Annotated in this window: 16 protein-coding genes and 1 pseudogene; 13 read left to right on the forward strand and 4 right to left on the reverse strand. The window is 62.6% G+C overall.

Annotated features, from left to right (window positions below; translation table 11 throughout):
* Positions 1 to 303: 303 nt before the first annotated feature.
* Together K5Q02_RS01995 and K5Q02_RS02000 are read right to left on the reverse strand one after the other, a co-directional pair.
* Complete coding sequence (locus K5Q02_RS01995; RefSeq protein WP_225835855.1) at positions 304 to 756, reverse strand: GNAT family N-acetyltransferase; 453 nt, start codon at positions 754 to 756, stop codon at positions 304 to 306.
* Entirely contained in the window at positions 749 to 1,165 is a 417-nt protein-coding gene (locus K5Q02_RS02000) for a DUF4345 domain-containing protein (protein ID WP_225835857.1), read from the reverse strand. The genes K5Q02_RS01995 and K5Q02_RS02000 overlap by 8 nt, the downstream gene beginning before the upstream one ends.
* Before the next feature lie 152 nt (positions 1,166 to 1,317).
* On the opposite strand from K5Q02_RS02000, the gene K5Q02_RS02005 reads away from it, so the two are divergent.
* The 13 genes and pseudogenes from K5Q02_RS02005 (at position 1,318) to K5Q02_RS02065 (ending at position 15,742) form a co-directional block, all read left to right on the forward strand.
* On the forward strand, positions 1,318 to 1,752 hold the full coding sequence (locus tag K5Q02_RS02005; protein WP_225835859.1) for a DUF411 domain-containing protein: 435 nt from the start codon (positions 1,318 to 1,320) through the stop codon (positions 1,750 to 1,752).
* Positions 1,753 to 1,777: 25 nt separating this feature from the next.
* Positions 1,778 to 2,641, forward strand: coding sequence for a KPN_02809 family neutral zinc metallopeptidase (gene ypfJ / locus K5Q02_RS02010; protein ID WP_225835861.1), 864 nt, complete (start codon positions 1,778 to 1,780; stop codon positions 2,639 to 2,641).
* Between the two features lie 93 nt (positions 2,642 to 2,734).
* A complete protein-coding gene (locus K5Q02_RS02015) occupies positions 2,735 to 3,298 on the forward strand; it encodes a hypothetical protein (protein WP_225835862.1) in 564 nt (187 codons plus the stop codon).
* Between the two features lie 63 nt (positions 3,299 to 3,361).
* On the forward strand, positions 3,362 to 4,429 hold the full coding sequence (gene rfbB / locus K5Q02_RS02020) for a dTDP-glucose 4,6-dehydratase (protein WP_225835864.1): 1,068 nt from the start codon (positions 3,362 to 3,364) through the stop codon (positions 4,427 to 4,429).
* Positions 4,426 to 5,295, forward strand: coding sequence for a glucose-1-phosphate thymidylyltransferase RfbA (gene rfbA / locus K5Q02_RS02025; RefSeq protein ID WP_225835866.1), 870 nt, complete (start codon positions 4,426 to 4,428; stop codon positions 5,293 to 5,295). Before rfbB ends, rfbA begins: the two co-directional genes overlap by 4 nt.
* Positions 5,295 to 5,842, forward strand: a pseudogene (gene rfbC, locus K5Q02_RS02030) (dTDP-4-dehydrorhamnose 3,5-epimerase). Before rfbA ends, rfbC begins: the two are co-directional and overlap by 1 nt.
* Entirely contained in the window at positions 5,839 to 6,753 is a 915-nt protein-coding gene (gene rfbD, locus K5Q02_RS02035) for a dTDP-4-dehydrorhamnose reductase (protein ID WP_225835868.1), read from the forward strand. The pseudogene rfbC and the gene rfbD overlap by 4 nt, the downstream one beginning before the upstream one ends.
* A 75-nt stretch (positions 6,754 to 6,828) precedes the next feature.
* Complete coding sequence (locus K5Q02_RS02040) at positions 6,829 to 8,646, forward strand: sensor histidine kinase (protein ID WP_225835870.1); 1,818 nt, start codon at positions 6,829 to 6,831, stop codon at positions 8,644 to 8,646.
* Positions 8,643 to 10,028 (forward strand): sigma-54-dependent transcriptional regulator, encoded by a 1,386-nt coding sequence (locus K5Q02_RS02045; protein WP_225835872.1) that lies wholly within the window; start codon positions 8,643 to 8,645, stop codon positions 10,026 to 10,028. Before K5Q02_RS02040 ends, K5Q02_RS02045 begins: the two co-directional genes overlap by 4 nt.
* Before the next feature lie 328 nt (positions 10,029 to 10,356).
* Positions 10,357 to 11,352, forward strand: coding sequence for a C4-dicarboxylate TRAP substrate-binding protein DctP (gene dctP / locus K5Q02_RS02050; protein WP_225835874.1), 996 nt, complete (start codon positions 10,357 to 10,359; stop codon positions 11,350 to 11,352).
* Between the two features lie 301 nt (positions 11,353 to 11,653).
* Positions 11,654 to 12,286, forward strand: a complete 633-nt coding sequence (locus tag K5Q02_RS02055; protein WP_225835876.1) for a TRAP transporter small permease — start codon at positions 11,654 to 11,656, stop codon at positions 12,284 to 12,286.
* Complete coding sequence (gene dctM, locus K5Q02_RS02060) at positions 12,283 to 13,563, forward strand: C4-dicarboxylate TRAP transporter large permease protein DctM (protein ID WP_225835878.1); 1,281 nt, start codon at positions 12,283 to 12,285, stop codon at positions 13,561 to 13,563. The genes K5Q02_RS02055 and dctM overlap by 4 nt, the downstream gene beginning before the upstream one ends.
* 277 nt (positions 13,564 to 13,840) lie before the next feature.
* Complete coding sequence (locus K5Q02_RS02065; RefSeq protein WP_225835879.1) at positions 13,841 to 15,742, forward strand: beta-ketoacyl synthase; 1,902 nt, start codon at positions 13,841 to 13,843, stop codon at positions 15,740 to 15,742.
* A 255-nt stretch (positions 15,743 to 15,997) separates the two neighbouring features.
* Here the strand turns inward: K5Q02_RS02065 and cysQ are convergent, their stop codons facing one another.
* On the reverse strand, positions 15,998 to 16,828 hold the full coding sequence (cysQ, locus tag K5Q02_RS02070; RefSeq protein WP_225835881.1) for a 3'(2'),5'-bisphosphate nucleotidase CysQ: 831 nt from the start codon (positions 16,826 to 16,828) through the stop codon (positions 15,998 to 16,000).
* The gene (nudE, locus tag K5Q02_RS02075) at positions 16,825 to 17,391 is read right to left on the reverse strand and encodes an ADP compounds hydrolase NudE (protein ID WP_225835883.1); all 567 of its coding nucleotides are present in this window, start codon (positions 17,389 to 17,391) and stop codon (positions 16,825 to 16,827) included. The genes cysQ and nudE overlap by 4 nt, the downstream gene beginning before the upstream one ends.
* Positions 17,392 to 17,477: the final 86 nt, after the last annotated feature.

The raw sequence follows: 17,477 nt of genomic DNA on the forward strand, positions 1-17,477 counted from the left end.
GATGGCAGAGCGGTGTTGTTAAAGGTTGTTAAAGCTTGTAGGGAGGTGTTTAACAGGGCGAGCGCCCGTGAACCGGTCGATGCTCCAGCGCAGCTATAGCGAAAGGCTTACACGACAACGCGCGGGTTCGCTCTCGCCGACAGATCGATGACACCGTAATCTAACCACATTCCCGCAGCACAGGACGTGCTCGGGGTCATGGATGACGTGACCATAGCCAGGATGGCAGCCGACAGGATGTTGGCATTGGTCAGTAAAAGCCCGCTTCGGCGGGTTTTTTATTGCCTGAAATAAAGTGGTTGATCAAAGGTCACGCGCCATCACCAGCGTGCGCTCATCATTGTCCACAACCTCGCGAACCAGGGTATAGCCTTGCGCAACATAAAACGCCTGGGCCGTCAGCGAGGAGGGAACAGATAACCGTCGCACGCCTGCCTGCAGCGCAGCCTGCTCGATCGCACACATCAACGCCCGGCCAATACCGCGCCCTTGCACAGCAGGCGCTACGAAAACCGTTCTTACCACCTCACCATCCAGACTGGCGGTGCCGACGATAGCGTTCTCGATCTCAGCTACCAGCACTAAACGGATCGCAAGCAGCTGCACAATCGCAGCTGGCGTAAAATTGCACGCTACGCGCTCGATCACCGATGGTGGATAGTCCAGCGCATTGCTTTGCCGCAAAGCCTGGACGATAACCTCACTGATCGCGTCGGCATCCGCAGCGCAGGCTGCCCGTATATGCAGTTCATTCATCAGCTGCTCGCACCTGTGGCTGGCGACGTTCACGCAAGCACTGCAACGCCCACCCGGCAAGACCGGCGGATACCACTTCGAACAACGTTGCCCAAAGGTTGAAGGTCTGCTGCGCGCCGCCATCAAGCCACATACCGACAATGCGCCCCAGTGCCAGGCTGACGTAAAGCACCAGCAGCAGCGTCAACGCCGGGCGGGTCAGCTCGCGCAGCCACAAACCCAGCGCAAGAAAGACCGCCACACCGACCTGCAAGGCGCCGTAATAGGCCCTTACATCTGTCACCGCCGACGCCTCCATCAGCAACATGCCGCTGATTGCGCCCATCTCTTGCGGGCGCAGGAAATAAGCCACGCCAAAGCCGGCGAGCACCAGGATCTGCACAGCGAGAAAAACACGGGCAAACAACATGGCAGAACTCCTCTAATCACAGGCAGTGAGCATAGGCCACTCAATGCGGCGGCTGGAAGGCGTTGGCGTAGCGGGCCGCAGCAAACCATCCAAATGAGGTAAACACTGCGTCCCGGCGCTATGCTCGCGAAACACCATGGAGGATTTCCAGCATGCGCCCATTGCTTCTGCTCGCCGGCTTGTTCGCCAGCATCGTTCAGGCCGCCGAGCCGCCCACCATCGACGTGCACCGCGATGCCAACTGCGGCTGCTGCAAAGGCTGGATCAGCCACCTGCAGGCCAACGGTTTCCAAGTCAACGATCATGTCGAAACCGATATGCACGCGGTCAAGCAGCGCTTGGGCGTGCCCGAGCACCTGGGCTCATGCCACACCGGCGTGATCGACGGCAAATTCGTCGAGGGCCATGTCCCGGCGGCCGACATCCTCAAACTGCGTGAGCGCCCTGATCTGCTCGGCATCGCCGCCCCTGGAATGCCCACCGGCTCGCCGGGCATGGAACGCGGCAATATTCGCGATGCCTATCAGGTCATCGGCCTGGACGCACAAGGCGACGAAAGCGTGGTCAGTAGCTATCCGGGCAACTGAATCGCCCCATTAAAAGGACATCACCATGCGCTGGAAACGAGCACGACGCAGTGACAACGTGGTGGATGCCCGCGGCGGCGGAGGGTCGCGCTTCGGTGGTGGCCGCGGCCTGGGCCTGGGCGGTATCGCCATTGTCGTGGTGGTCGGCCTACTGATGGGCCAGGATCCGCTGCAGATATTGGGTCAATTGGCGGGCCAATCGGGAGGTTACTCCAGCAGTCAGACGGATAATCCCGCCGCCAATGACGAGCAGTCGGAGTTCGTGCGGGCAGTGCTCGGGGATACCGAAGATACCTGGCGCGAGATCTTCCTGTCCGCCAATCGCCAATACCAGGATCCTACCCTGGTGCTGTTCGATGGCGGCGTGAACTCGGCCTGCGGTTTCGCCAGTTCGGCAGTTGGCCCCTTCTATTGCCCAGGCGACAAGCAGGTCTATCTGGATCTGAGTTTCTTCCGCGATCTGGAGCAGCGCTACGGCGCAGCGGGCGACTTCGCACAGGCCTACGTGATCGCCCATGAGGTCGGCCATCACGTGCAGACCCTGCTGGGCGTCTCCGCCAAGGTCAATGCGGCGCGCCAGCGCGGTGAGAGCCTGGAGGGTGCCAACGGTCTGCTGGTTCGCCAGGAACTTCAGGCCGACTGCCTGGCCGGAATCTGGGCACACCACGCGCAGCGTCGACTGGACTGGCTTGAGCCCGGCGATCTGGAAGAGGCCCTGAACGCCGCCAACGCCATCGGCGACGACCGCCTGCAACAAAAAAGCCGCGGCCAGGTGGTACCGGACTCCTTCACCCACGGCACCTCGGCACAACGCGTGCGCTGGTTCACCACCGGTTTCGAAGGCGGCCAGGTCAGTGCCTGCGACACCTTTTCCAGCACGCAGCTGTGAGCGTCTAGACTGAAGGGCATGTGGGTTACTCGCATGCCCTTCACGGTTGCCAGGATCGGCAACCGCCCCACTCCACGGACAAGGAATGTACCGATGCCTATCCGCAACGACCGCGTCATCCACAACACCGAAGACAAAGGCTGGTGGTGCCACCACGGCCTGCATCTGGAGCGCAGCTTCGTCGAGCTGTGTAGCCGCCACCTGCGGCTAACCGCGATGGAAAACCCGGAAAAATCGCACAACCCCTACGCCCCGGATCTACTGGTAGAGGGTCGGCTGGCCGATCTAAAGGTGCAGAACACGCCGTTCTTCGTCAGCGCCCGCTATGGTCTGAACCCACGGCGCACGGTCACATTCAACCGTAAGGACTACGAGCGCTATTCGCGGCTTTATCCACAGATCGACATCTATTACTGGGTCGATTGGACGCAAACCGAATCGCGCTTCGGCCGTGTCGATTACCTGGCCGGCATCTATCGACTGCCCTTTGCACAGCTCGCCAAGCTGATCGAAGCGTCCGCGCCAGAGCACTTCTACGCGCACCGCATGCACGACACCCAAGGCAACGCCAAGTCTTCTTTCCTGCTCGATCTGGATCATTTCGAAACCCTGCTGGAGCGCGACACGATCACTGCACCGCAGATCGGCCAGGGCTGACCGGCTGTACGCAAAACCCGATGGGCAGGCATACTTCACACTTTTACCGTCGGGCTATCTTCAATGCGTATTCTCGTCACCGGCGGCGCGGGCTTCATCGGCTCCGCGCTGATTCGTCATCTGATCAACGATACCGATCATGAAGTGCTCAACCTCGACAAGCTGACCTACGCCGGCAACCTGGAATCCTTGCAGCAGGTCGAGAGCGACCCGCGCTACAGCTTCCTGCAGGCCGACATCGGTGATCAGGCCGCGGTGGCCGATGCCCTGCAACGCTTCCAGCCGGACGCCATCATGCACCTGGCTGCCGAGTCCCACGTCGACCGTTCCATCGACGGCCCGGCAGCGTTCATCCAGACCAACATCGTCGGCACCTATGCGCTGCTCGAGGCCACCCGCGCTTACTGGCTGGGCCTGGACGAACAGCGTCGTCAGGCATTCCGCTTCCACCACATTTCCACCGACGAGGTGTACGGCGACCTGCACGGCGTCGACGACCTGTTCACCGAGCAGACGCCCTACGCACCCAGCTCGCCCTACTCGGCCAGCAAGGCCGCCTCCGATCACCTGGTACGCGCCTGGCAGCGCACCTATGGCCTGCCGGTGCTGCTGACCAACTGCTCGAACAACTACGGCCCGTATCACTTCCCGGAGAAGCTGATCCCGCTGGTGATCCTCAATGCCCTGGATGGCAAGGCGCTGCCGGTGTATGGCAACGGCCAGCAGGTACGCGACTGGCTGTTCGTCGAGGATCACGCCCGCGCCCTGCTGCAGGTGGTCACTCGCGGCGCGGTTGGCGAGACCTACAACATCGGCGGCCACAATGAGCAGAAGAACCTCGACGTGGTGCATGCCATCTGCGACCTGCTCGACGAGCTGCAACCGCGTGCGGCGGGCTCTTACCGCGAACAGATCACCTTCGTCACCGACCGCCCCGGCCATGACCTGCGCTACGCCATCGACGCCAGCAAGATCGAGCGCGAACTGGGCTGGACGCCGGAAGAGACCTTCCCCAGCGGCCTGCGCAAGACCGTGCGCTGGTACCTCGACAACCTCGACTGGTGCCGCCGCGTACAGGACGGCAGCTATCAACGTGAACGGCTCGGCGCCCCCAAGGAGCAAGCACAGTGAAAGGCATCATTCTCGCCGGAGGCTCCGGCACCCGCCTGCACCCGATCACCCTGGGCGTGTCCAAGCAGCTGCTGCCGATCTACGACAAGCCGATGATCTACTACCCGCTGTCGGTGCTGATGCTGGCTGGCATCCGCGAGATCCTGATCATTTCCACGCCCCACGACCTGCCGCAATTCCAGAAGATGCTTGGCGACGGCAGCCAGTTCGGCCTGCAACTGAGCTACGCCGAACAGCCTGAGCCAGACGGCCTGGCGCGCGCCTTCATCATTGGCGAGCAGTTCATCGGTGACGACTCGGTGTGCCTGATCCTCGGCGACAATATCTTCCATGGTCAGCACTTCACCGAAAAACTGCTGCGTGCCGCAGCCGCGGACAAGGGCGCCACGGTGTTCGGTTACTGGGTTCGCGATCCCGAGCGCTTTGGCGTGGTCGAGTTCGATGCTCAGGGCCAGGCCATTTCCATCGAAGAAAAACCGGCCCAGCCGCGCTCTCAATACGCGGTGACCGGGCTGTATTTCTACGACAACGATGTGATCGAGATCGCCAAGGCGGTCAAACCGTCGCCGCGTGGCGAACTGGAGATCACCGACGTCAATAATGCCTACCTGCAACGTGGTGATCTGCGCGTGGAACGCCTCGGCCGTGGCTTCGCCTGGCTCGACACTGGCACCCACGACAGCTTGTTGGAAGCGTCGCAGTACGTGCAAACCATCGAACATCGCCAGGGTCTGAAAGTCGCCTGCCTGGAGGAAATCGCCTATGGGCAGGAGTGGATCGACCGCGACCGCTTGCTGCTGCAGGCCAAGGCGTTCGGCAAAACCGGCTATGGCCAGTACCTGTTCGGTCTGGCTGAGGACAATTGATGCAAGTCATCCAAACCGAAATCCCCGATGTACTCATTCTGCAACCGAAGATATTCGGGGATGAGCGGGGGTTCTTCTTCGAGAGTTTCAATGCCCAGGCCTTCACCGAAGCGACCGGCCTGAACCCCACCTTCGTGCAGGACAACCATTCCCGCTCGCAGCGCGGTGTGTTGCGCGGCCTGCACTATCAGGTGCAACAGGCCCAGGGCAAGCTGGTTCGCGTCAGCGCAGGCGAGGTGTATGACGTCGCCGTGTGCACCTGCGCCGCCAGTCGCCGACCTTCGGCCAGTGGGTCGGTGCCCACCTGTCCGCCGACAACAAGCGGCAGATGTGGGTACCGAAAGGCTTCGCCCATGGCTTTCTGGTGCTCAGCGAGTTCGCCGAATTCCTCTACAAGACCACCGATTACTACGCGCCGGCCCACGAGCGCTGCATCCGCTGGGACGATCCCAAGCTGGCCATCGACTGGCAGCTGCAAGGCGACCCGAAACTCTCGGCGAAGGATCAGCAGGGTCTGCGCTTCGACGAGGCCGAGCTGTTTCCATGAAGATCCTTCTGCTCGGCCAGCACGGCCAGGTCAGCCGCGAGCTGCAATTGCTGCTCAACAATCCTTTGAGAAACGTAGGCGAAGCAGCGGCAACGCAGGTAGTTTCTGAGCACGAGCTGATCGTGCTGGGCCGCGAACAACTGGACCTTGCCGATACCGGGCGCATTCGTGAGGCCGTGCGCCATCTGCGCCCAGAACTGATCGTCAATGCCGCCGCGCACACGGCGGTGGATGCGGCAGAAAGCGAGCCGGACGCCGCCTTCGCGATCAATGCCACCGCCCCCGGCGTGCTCGCCGAGGAAGCGGCCGACCTCGACGTGCCGCTGATCCACTATTCCACCGATTACGTGTTCGACGGCAGCAACCCCGCCGCCTATCACGAGGAGGACACGCCCAATCCGCTCGGTGTGTATGGGCGCAGCAAGCTGGCCGGCGAGCAAGCCATCGCCGCAGTCGGCGGCAAGCACCTGATCCTGCGTACCAGCTGGGTGTATTCCCTGCACGGGCGCAACTTCCTGCTGACCATGCAGCGCCTGCTGCAGGAGCGCGAGCAGCTCAGCGTGGTGGCCGACCAGATCGGTGCGCCGACCTGGGCCGGTAGTATCGCCGCCGCCACGCAGCAGTTGATTGAGCGCTGGCAAACTGAGCGAACCGAAGCCTGGGGCCTCTACCACTTCACCGCTCGCGGCGAGACCTCCTGGTTCGGCTTCGCCGAAGCCATCGCCGCGCAGTTGCGGGCCCAAGGCAAATCCGTCGCACACCTGACGCCGATTACCACCAGCGACTACCCGACACCTGCGCAGCGCCCACTCAATTCGCGGCTGGACGGCACTCGCCTGGAGCGCGACTGGGGCGTGCGCCTGCCGAAATGGCAAGACGGATTGCTGGAGTGTCTGGGTAACCCTCGCTAAGCAGCAACCGATCGTCTGAGCGCCAGTGACGACTACTTGCGTGCATAATGCGCAGGTCTCTCTGGCGCCTATTTCATGAACACGATTCCCACCACCATGCCCAAACGCCCACGCTGGCGCAGCCTGGCCCTGCTGGCGCTGCTGCTGGCACCGCTGCTGTGGCCGCTGCAGTACATTGCCGAGCGCTACTACCGCACCGAGCTGACCGAGCAGAATCGCCAGACCCTCGACCTGTACGTGGCCAACCTGCTGGGCACCTTACGCCGTTACGAAGTGCTGCCACCGATTCTTGGCGACCTGCCGGGCCTGCGTACCGTACTGGCGACGCCAGGAGACGAGGCCGCTCAGGCTGCTGCCAACCAATTGCTCAAGCGGGTGCGCCAGCAGACCGGTGCCGACGTGATCTACCTGATGAACCCCGCCGGGGAAACCCTGGCCGCCTCCAACTGGGATCAGCAGGACACCTTCGTGCGCGGCAACTTCGCCTTCCGGCCCTACTTCCAGGAAGCCCTGGCCGGCCGCTTGGGGCGCTTCTTCGGTCTTGGCACCACCTCTGGCAAGCGTGGCTACTACTTCGCCTCCGCCGTTTACGATGGCAACCAGAAGATTGGCGTGATGGTGATCAAGGTCGACCTCGACCACACCGAGAGCCTGTGGGGCAATACCCCGGAGCAACTGCTGGTGACCGACGGCAATGGCGTAGTGATCCTCACCTCGCGACCGGACTGGCGGTTTCACGCCAGTCGCCCGCTGGACAAGGCCGAGCGCGCCTCTATAGCCGCCATCCAGCCGTATCCGACCCAGTCCCCGCCGCCCCTGCACCTCGATGCCGATGTCTGGCTGACCCAAAGCCGGGTGCTCGACGAGACCGGCTGGAGCGTCAGCATTCTCGCCCCCCGCGTGGTGCTCGACCGCTCGGTACGCACCGTGGTGGCCATCGGCGGCGGTGCCCTGCTGGTGCTGATTCTGCTCCTTGGCCTGATGATGCAGCGGCGCCGTCACTACCTCGACCGCATCGCCCTCAGCACCCGCGCTCGTCAGGAACTGGAGCAGCGTGTGCAGGAGCGTACCCAGGATCTGGAGCGCCTCAACAGCCGCCTGAAACAGGAGGTACTGGAGCGCGAGCAGGCCCAACAGGAGCTGGTACAGGCCCAGGACGAACTGGTGCAGGCCAGCAAGCTGACGGCCCTGGGCACCATGAGCGCCAGCATCAGCCATGAGCTCAATCAGCCACTGGCAGCCATCCGCAGCTATGCGGAAAACGCCGGCGTGCTGCTCGATCACCAGCGCACCGAAGATGCTCGCGGCAATCTGAAGCTGATCAGTCAGCTCACCGAGCGCATGGCCTCGATCATCGCTCACCTGCGCGCCTTCGCCCGTCGCGACCGCCATGCCCCGGAAAGCGTGGCCCTGCAACCGGCCATCGACGATGCTCTGGCGCTGCTGGCCAAGCGCCGGCGCGCCATGGACGTGGAGCTGATCCGCGACCTTCCCGATGCCACGCTCTGGGTACAGGCCGGCGAAACTCGCCTGCGCCAGGTGCTCAGCAACCTGCTGGCCAATGCCCTCGACGCCCTTGGCGAACGGGCGCAGCCGCGGCGCATCTGGATCAGCACTGAGCTGCACGACAACCTGGTCGAGCTGCACCTGCGCGACAATGGCCCAGGCTTTTCCGAGACCGCTCTGGCCCACGCCCGGGAACCCTTCTTCACCACCAAGACCAGTGCCCAGGGCCTCGGCCTTGGCCTGGCGATCTGCGACACCCTGATGCGCGCCCTGGGTGGCGAGTTGCTGTTTAGCAACCATCCCAAAGGGGGCGCTCACCTGATCCTGCGCCTGCACACCGCCGAAAATGGCGTGAACATCCAGCCGCCCGAGGACTTCGCCGTATGACCACCATCGACGCCCGCACCCAGGTTCTGCTGATCGACGACGACCCGCACCTGCGCCAGGCCCTCAGCCAGACCCTCGACCTGGCAGGGCTCAAGGTCACCACCCTGGCCGATGCCAAAGGCCTCGCCGAGCGTATCGACCGCGACTGGCCCGGCGTGGTGGTCAGCGATATCCGCATGCCCGGCGTCGACGGCCTGCAGTTGCTGCAGCAATTGCACGAGCAGGATCCCGAGCTGCCGGTGCTGCTGATCACCGGCCATGGCGACGTACCCCTGGCCGTGCAAGCCATGCGTGCCGGTGCCTACGACTTCCTGGAGAAGCCCTTCGCCAGCGAAGACCTGCTGGAAAGCGTACGCCGCGCCCTGGCTCTGCGCCGCCTGGTACTGGACAACCGCAGCCTGCGTCTGGCCCTGGCCGACCGGCAACAGCTATCAGGCCGCCTGATCGGCCACTCACCCGCCATCCTGCGACTGCGCGAGCAGATCGGCTCCCTCGCCAGTATCAGCACCGATGTACTGATCCTCGGCGAAACCGGTGCTGGCAAGGAAGTGGTAGCGCGCGCCCTGCATGACCTGTCGAACCGGCGCGACGGCCCTTTCGTGGCGATCAACGCTGGCGCCCTGGCCGAGTCTGTGGTGGAAAGTGAGTTGTTCGGCCACGAGCCTGGCGCCTTCACGGGTGCACAGAAGCGCCGTATCGGCAAATTCGAATTCGCCAATGGTGGCACCCTGTTCCTCGACGAGATCGAGAGCATGAGCCTGGACGTACAGGTCAAGTTGCTGCGCCTACTGCAGGAGCGCGTCGTCGAGCGCCTTGGCGGCAACCAACTGATCCCTCTGGATATCCGCGTGATTGCCGCGACCAAGGAAGACCTGCGCACCGCCGCCGACCAGGGCCGTTTCCGTGCCGACCTCTATTACCGGCTGAACGTCGCGCCACTGCGTATTCCACCGCTGCGCGAACGCGGCGAAGACATTCTGGTGCTGTTCCAGCACTTCGCCAACAACGCCAGTACCCGCCACGGCCTCACACAGCACGAGTTGCAGCCTGGCCAGAGGGCCATGCTGCTGCGCCATCCCTGGCCGGGCAACGTACGCGAGCTGCAAAATGCCGGCGAGCGCTTCGCCCTGGGGCTGGATCTCGGCCTGGAGCTGTCGATCAACAGCCAGCTGCATAGCGCGCCATTAGCAGGCAGCCTCAGCGAACAGGTAGAGGCCTTCGAGCGCGCGTTGATTGCTGCCGAACTGACCCGCAATCACGGTTCATTGCGCAGCCTGGCCGAAGCTCTCGGCGTACCGCGCAAGACCCTGCACGACAAATTGCGCAAGCATGGCCTCAATTTCGCTGATGCTGGCGGAAGCTCGCCAGAGGACGCCGACTAAATAAGCGGATTCTTGCCGACCAAACCTTATCCTCAGCCACTCATCTCGTATCACCGCCAGCATCCAGGTTCAAAGAGCTTCCGCCTGAAATCGAGCAGGCCTTGCCATACGTGGCTTTGCGCATGACGCAAAGCTGTCCTGCGCCTTTTCGTCGCATGCTGGCACAGCGCTTGCTCTAGTGCTAACTAGCGAAAAACAAGTACAAGTCCAGGCCCAATCGCTGCCAACCGATCCTGCCGCTCAAGCGGCAATCCTCGACTTGCTCTTGTTCGCTCGTTTCAGCGCCTCGGCGCCCAGCACGATATCCAACAACAAGAGGAAGCATCGCATGTTCAAATTCACTGCCAAGGCACTGGCTTGCGCCCTGTCGCTGAGCATCGCCGGTATGGCCCAGGCTGCCGATCCGATCTCCATCAAGTTCGCCCACGTGGTTGCCGAGCACACCCCGAAAGGCCAAGGCGCGCTGCTGTTCAAGAAGCTCGTTGACGAGCGTATGGACGGCAAGGTGACCGTGCAGGTCTACCCGAACTCCTCGCTGTTCGGTGACGGCAAGGAAATGGAAGCGCTGCTGCTCGGCGACGTACAGATCATCGCCCCGTCCCTGGCCAAGTTCGAGCATTACACCAAGCAGATCCAGATTTTCGACCTGCCGTTCCTGTTCAACGACATCAGCGCGGTGGATCGCTTCCAGCAAAGCCCTGAAGGCAAATCCCTGCTGACCAGCATGGAAAGCAAAGGCATCACCGGCCTGGGCTACTGGCACAACGGCATGAAGCAGCTGTCGGCCAACAAGAAACTGGTCGAGCCGAAAGATGCCCGTGGCCTGAAATTCCGCGTACAGGCTTCCGCCGTACTCGACGAACAGTTCAAGGCCCTGCGCGCTGCGCCGCGCAAAATGAGCTTCGCCGAGGTGTACCAAGGCTTGCAGACTGGCGTTGTAAACGGTGCCGAGAACCCCTACTCGAACATCTACAGCCAGAAGATGCACGAAGTGCAGAAGTTCATCACCGAGTCCGACCACGGCGTACTGGACTACATGGTGATCACCAACACCAAGTTCTGGGACGGCCTGCCGGAAGACATCCGTACCGAGCTGACCGCGATCCTGGCCGAGGTCACCGTTGAGGTGAACAAGCAGGCCGAAGCGCTGAACCAGAACGACAAGCAGCGCATCATCGATGCCGGCACCACTGAAATCGTTACCCTGACTCCTGAGCAGCGTGAAGAGTGGCGCGAAGCCATGCGTCCGGTGTGGAAGAAGTTCGAAGGCGAGATCGGTGCTGATCTGATCAAGGCTGCCGAAGCTTCCAACCAGGCCAACTGAGGCCGGGCTGTAATAGCCCACCCGGCGGCGGCGGCTCAGAGCCTGTTCACGATCTCGCGAGCTAGAGCCATACAAGGCAAAAACAGGCGAGGAAGCGGAGTTTACGAGTTGTAAATGAGCATTCCGAGCCTGTTTTTAACGCAGTAGGGCCGACGCGCAGCAGATCGTGAACAGGCTCTCAGCGGGGTCGCTGCCCGCTTTACCGACACTGACACCTGATGGCTGCAGCGCCGCTGCCGAGCCCCAGGTGTCGCTGTCTCTTACGTCGCTTCGCGACCGCTCTTATACACGGAGATAACCCATGCACGCTGTCGCTCGTGTCTGGAACAAAGCCGAAGAGATGATGGTGGCGTTCCTGCTTGCAGGCATGACCCTGGTCACCTTCTCGTACGTGGTGTTCAACAACCTCTACGGGCTTTTCTACGCCCTCGGCGATTCCCTGCCGTTCGCCAACGATGCGATGTTCAGCATCGGCGACGGCATCCTTTATGTCGCCCAGGAAATGACCTGGAGCGTGGCCCTGACCAAGGCCATGTTCGGTTGGCTGATCTTCGTCGGCCTGGCCTGGGGCGTGCGCATCGGTGCGCACATCGGCGTCGACCTGCTAGTGCGCCTGTTCAAACCCGCTCTGCAGAAGGCCGTGGCGATTCTTGCGCTGGTCATCTGCCTGGCGTACTGCGCGCTGATGGCCTACTCCAGCGAGCAGTGGGTCGCGGTGCTGTTCAACATCGGCACCGGTGCCGAGGATCTGGATCGCTTCGGCGTTCAGCAGTGGCACATCGTGATGATCGTGCCGATTGGCTTCTCTCTCATGTTCCTGCGTTTCGCCCAGGTGTTGGTGCGGGTGATTCAGGACAAGCAGATTGGTTTTGGTGGTCACGGCGAAGTCGAAGACGCCATCAAACTCGCCGAAGAGACGGAGGCTAAACGATGACCATCGCATTTCTGTTCGTCGCCCTGTTCGCGCTGATGTTCATCGGCATTCCGGTGGCGATTTCCCTGGGGCTGTCCGGGGCCATGACCATCCTGTTCTTCAGCAACGACTCGGTGCGTTCGCTGGCGATCAAGCTGTTCGAGACCAGCGAGCACTACACGCTGCTGGCGATTCCATTCTTCCTGCTGTCGGGTGCGTTCATGACCAGCGGCGGCGTGGCCCGTCGGCTGATCGATTTCGCCAACGCCTGCGTCGGTCACATCAAGGGTGGCCTGGCCATCGCCGCGATTCTGGCGTGCATGCTGTTCGCTGCGCTGAGCGGCTCGTCGCCGGCCACGGTAGCGGCGGTCGGTTCGATCGTCATCGCCGGCATGGTGCGCTCGGGCTACAAGAAGGAGTTCGCTGCCGGTATCGTCTGTAACGCCGGTACCCTGGGCATCCTGATTCCGCCGTCGATCGTCATGGTGGTCTACGCCACGGCGACCGAGACCTCGGTGGGCAAGCTGTTCATGGCCGGTGTGGTGCCGGGCCTGCTGCTGGGCGTGTTCCTGATGATCACCATCTACATCATCGCCCGGGTGAAGAACATGCCGTCGCTGCCGCGCGCGTCGATGGCCGAGATCCTCACCGCCGGGCGCAAGGCCGGCTGGGGTCTGGCGCTGATCGTGATCATCCTCGGTGGCATCTACTCGGGTATGTTCACGCCGACCGAAGCCGCTGCGGTGGCTGCGGTGTATGCGGCGTTCGTGGCGATCTTCATCTACAAGGACATGACCGTTCGCGAGTGCCCCAAGGTGTTCGTCGAGGCCGGCAAGCTGAGCGTGGTGCTGATGTTCATCATCGCCAACGCCATGCTGTTCGCCCACGTGCTGACCACCGAGCAGATCCCGCAGTCGATCACCGCCTGGGTCGTCGATCAGGGCTTCAGCCCGATCGAGTTCCTGATCGTGGTGAACATCGTGCTGCTGGTTGCCGGTACCTTCATGGAGCCGTCGGCGATCATCCTGATCCTGGCGCCGATCCTGTTCCCGATCGCCATGCAGCTGGGCATCGATCCGATCCACCTGGGCATCATCATGGTGGTGAACATGGAGATCGGCCTGATCACGCCGCCTACAGGCCTCAACCTGTTCGTCACCTCGGCGGTCACCGGCATGCCGCTGACCCGCGTGGTACGCGCGGTATCGCCGTGGCTGCTGGTGATGCTGGCGTTCCTGATCCTGGTCACCTACGTGCCGTTCATTTCGCTGGGCTTGCCGAACTTCCTGGGCATGTAAGACGTTCCACTTTATGGGGGTTCGCCCCCATTACGCCCGGCCTCAGTGCCGGGCTTTTTTGTTTCAGGCGGATCGCATGCGAGTCGTGCCGCCGCAACCGATAACGGGTAACCTTGTATCAAGTCGTGACTCGTGGGTCATGGATCGCGTCAGCATAGGCACCTGAATTTCCATCATGGCGCCTCTCGCCAGAGACGCGCGCCTCGCCTCGATCCGCTGACCCGGCATCCGCTCGATAATGGCGCGTGCTGATCTAATTAGTTGAAGGAGTGTCCGCGTGAAGTCTCGTTTGCCTGTGATCGTCGGTTTCGGTGGCTACAATGCCGCCGGCCGCAGCTCCTTCCACCACGGTTTCCGCCGCATGGTGATCGAATCGCTGGACGAACAGGCACGCCGCGAAACCCTCATCGGTCTGGCCGTTATGACCAAGCTGGTACGCGTGGTCGACGGCGACTACCAGAGCCTGGACGGCGAGCCGTTGTCCGGCGTGGAGATCGAGCGTCGCTATGGCGAGCAGGTGCTGGCTTCCACCCTGGTGCGCCGTATCGAGAAACAGCACCTCGACCCCGACGCTGCCCACTGGCACAAGAGCATCGCCCTGAACGGCGAAGGCGGCAGCCTGACCTTCGTCAGCACCCGCAAGCAATTGCCCGAGCCGCTGCCAGCCAACTGGTCGGTCGAAGAACTCGAAGGCAACGACGTGCGCGTCACCCTGCATGACAGCTGTGAATTCAAGGTCGACAGTTACCGCGCCCTGCCGGTGAAGTCCGCGGGGCAGCTGCCGACCGGCTTCGAGCCAGGCGAACTGTACAACTCGCGCTTCCACCCGCGTGGCCTGCAGATGGCCGTGGTTGGCGTTACCGACGCCCTGCGCGCCACTGGTGTGCCGTGGCAGACCATCGTCGACCAGGTTGCGCCGGACGAGATCGCAGTATTCGCCGGCAGCATCATGAGCCAGCTCGACGAGAACGGCTTCGGCGGTCTGATGCAGTCGCGCCTCAAGGGCCACCGCGTCAGCTCCAAGCAGTTGGCCCTGGGCCTGAACACCATGCCTGCGGACTTCATCAACGCTTACGTGCTGGGCAGCGTCGGCACCACCGGCAGCGTCACCGGCGCCTGCGCCACGTTCCTCTACAACCTGCAGAAAGGCATCGAGCAAATCAATGCCGGCAAGGCGCGAGTAGTGATCGTTGGCAACAGCGAGGCGCCGATCAACGCCGAGTGCATCGAGGGCTATGGCGCCATGGGCGCACTGGCTACCGAAGACGGCCTGCGCCTGATCGAAGGGAAAGATGACGTCGACTTCCGCCGTGCCAGCCGCCCGTTCGGCGACAACTGCGGTTTCACCCTGTCGGAAGCCTGCCAGTTCATCGTGCTGATGGACGACGAGCTAGCCCTGCAACTGGGTGCCGACATCCACGGCGCCGCCACCGACGTGTTCATCAACGCCGATGGCTTCAAGAAATCCATTTCTGCGCCGGGCCCAGGCAACTACCTGACCGTCGCCAAGGCCGTGGCCAGCGCTGTGCAACTGCTGGGTGTCGATGCCGTGCGCCAGCGCAGCTTCGTGCATGCCCACGGCTCCAGCACGCCAGCCAACCGGGTCACCGAATCCGAACTGCTGGATCGCGTAGCGGCGGCTTTCGCCATCGACAGCTGGCCAGTAGCGGCAGTGAAAGCGTTCGTCGGCCACTCCCTGGCAACCGCCAGTGGCGACCAGGTGATCTCCGCGCTGGGTACCTTCAAGTACGGCATCATTCCTGGCATCAAAACCATCGATGAAGTGGCTGCGGACGTGCACCAGCAGCACCTGAGCATCAGCAACGTGGATCGCCACGACCAGCGCATGGACGTGTGCTTCATCAACTCCAAGGGTTTTGGCGGCAACAATGCCAGCGCCGTGGTGCTCGCCCCCCACGTGGTCGAGCGCATGCTGCGCAAGCGCCACGGCGAGGCAGCCTTCAGCGCCTACCAGCAGCGTCGCGAGCAAACCCGCGCGACGGCGCGGGCCTACGACGAGCAGGCACTGAAAGGTCAGCTGGATATCATCTACAACTTCGGCAACGACCTGATCGACGACACGCAGATCGATATCGGCAGCGAGCAGATCAAGGTACCGGGCTTCGCCCAGCCGCTGGTGTTCAAGCAGGATGACCGCTACCGCGACATGCTCGACTGAGGTGTAAGCCACTGTCCATCTAGGAGCGTCGCCCTCGGCACGAACGATTGCGGCCATACCGCGATTTTCGCGTTGCCCATACGATTCGCCGCGAGGTCGCGGCTCCTACAGAAAGCGCATCGCCACAACCCCGTAGGAGCGTCGACCTCGGCGCGAACGATTGTGGCCATACCGCGATTTCCGTGCTGGCCAGACGATTCGCCGCGGGGGCGCGGCGCCTACAATGTTTGGCAAATAGCGGTGACCGGGGAGGCGCTAATTAACTGGCGTTAGCCGCTTGGCTTCTTCCACCAGCACTTCGCGCCACTCGACATCAGCCGGCAAGGCCAGAAAGAAAGGGTTGAGCAGCGACTCCCGCGCCTCGTAGCGCAGCGGCTCGCCCTGCAGGGTCAGCACCACACCGCCAGCGCCCTCGAGTACGCCCTGGGCAGCAGCGGTGTCCCACTGCGAAGTCGGCGCCAAGCGCGGATAGAAGTCTGCACTGCCTTCGGCGAGCTGACAGAACTTCAGCGAACTGCCGACACTGATTCGTTCAATATCGCCAAAGCGCGCAACCAGAGCGGCCAGCAACTGCTCCTGCTCGGCGCTGCCATGACGCCGACTGGCCACCACACTCAAACCGCTCTCGGGGGTTTCACGTACGGTAATCGCCTGCGGTTCGCCACCCGGTTCAGCGCGCCAGGCGCCCAGGCCGCTGCCGCCGTAATAAATGACGCCCGAGGCGGGAATACCGACCACGCCGAACACCACCTGCCCACGTTCGATAAGCGCCACGTTGACGGTAAATTCTTCGCTGTCGGCGATAAATTCCTTGGTACCGTCGAGCGGGTCGACCAACCACCAGCGATCCCAGCCCGCCCGTTGGCTCAGGGCAATATCGGCGTCTTCCTCGGACAACACGGGAATGTTCGCGTCGAGCGCCTGCAGGCCGTCGGCCAGCACACGATGGGCCGCCAGATCAGCGGCGGTCACCGGCGAGGCATCGGCTTTTTCGATCACCTGAACACCCTGGCGCCAGAACGGCAGAATCACGACGCCCGCCTGCTGCACCAGTTCCAGTACCGCAGGCAGTAACGGATGGCTCATCGGCTCAGTTCCCCACGCTGCTCCAGCAGATCGCGCACCAGATACAGAGCGGCCAGAGCTCGGCCTTCGCTGAACTGCGGATGCTGGATCAGGGCGGACAGCTCACGCAGGCTGACTTTATCCACACGCAGTGGCTCCGGCTCATCGCCGGGCAGTGTTTGAGGATACAGATCACGGGCCAGTACCACCTGGATCTTCTGGCTCATATAACCGGGAGACAGGCTCAGCTCGGTCAGATGTTCCAGCTTGCGGGCGCCGAAGCCGGCCTCTTCCTGCAATTCGCGATTGGCGGCATCGAGTACATCCTCGTCCGGCTCGATCAGCCCCTTGGGCAGGGAGATCTCGTATTCGCCAGTACCGCCGCAATATTCTTCGACCAGCAGAACGTGCTCGTCATCCACCATGGCCACGATCATCACCGCACCATGCCCAGTGCCGCGCCCGACCAGCCGTTCGTAGGTGCGCTCGGCACCGTTGCTGAAGCGCAACTGGATTTCCTCGACACGAAACAGGCGGCTGCTAGCGACGATTTCTCGGGCGATGACGGTGGGCTTCTGACGCATGGGTGAGTCCTGCTGCTGGGCTGACCGGAACGGTTATCATACCGCGCCTGCCTGGATTGTCTGCGCTCTAAAAGCGCGCATTTGAC

This window comes from Pseudomonas sp. MM211 (genome assembly GCF_020386635.1).
In the GTDB taxonomy this organism is placed as follows: domain Bacteria; phylum Pseudomonadota; class Gammaproteobacteria; order Pseudomonadales; family Pseudomonadaceae; genus Aquipseudomonas.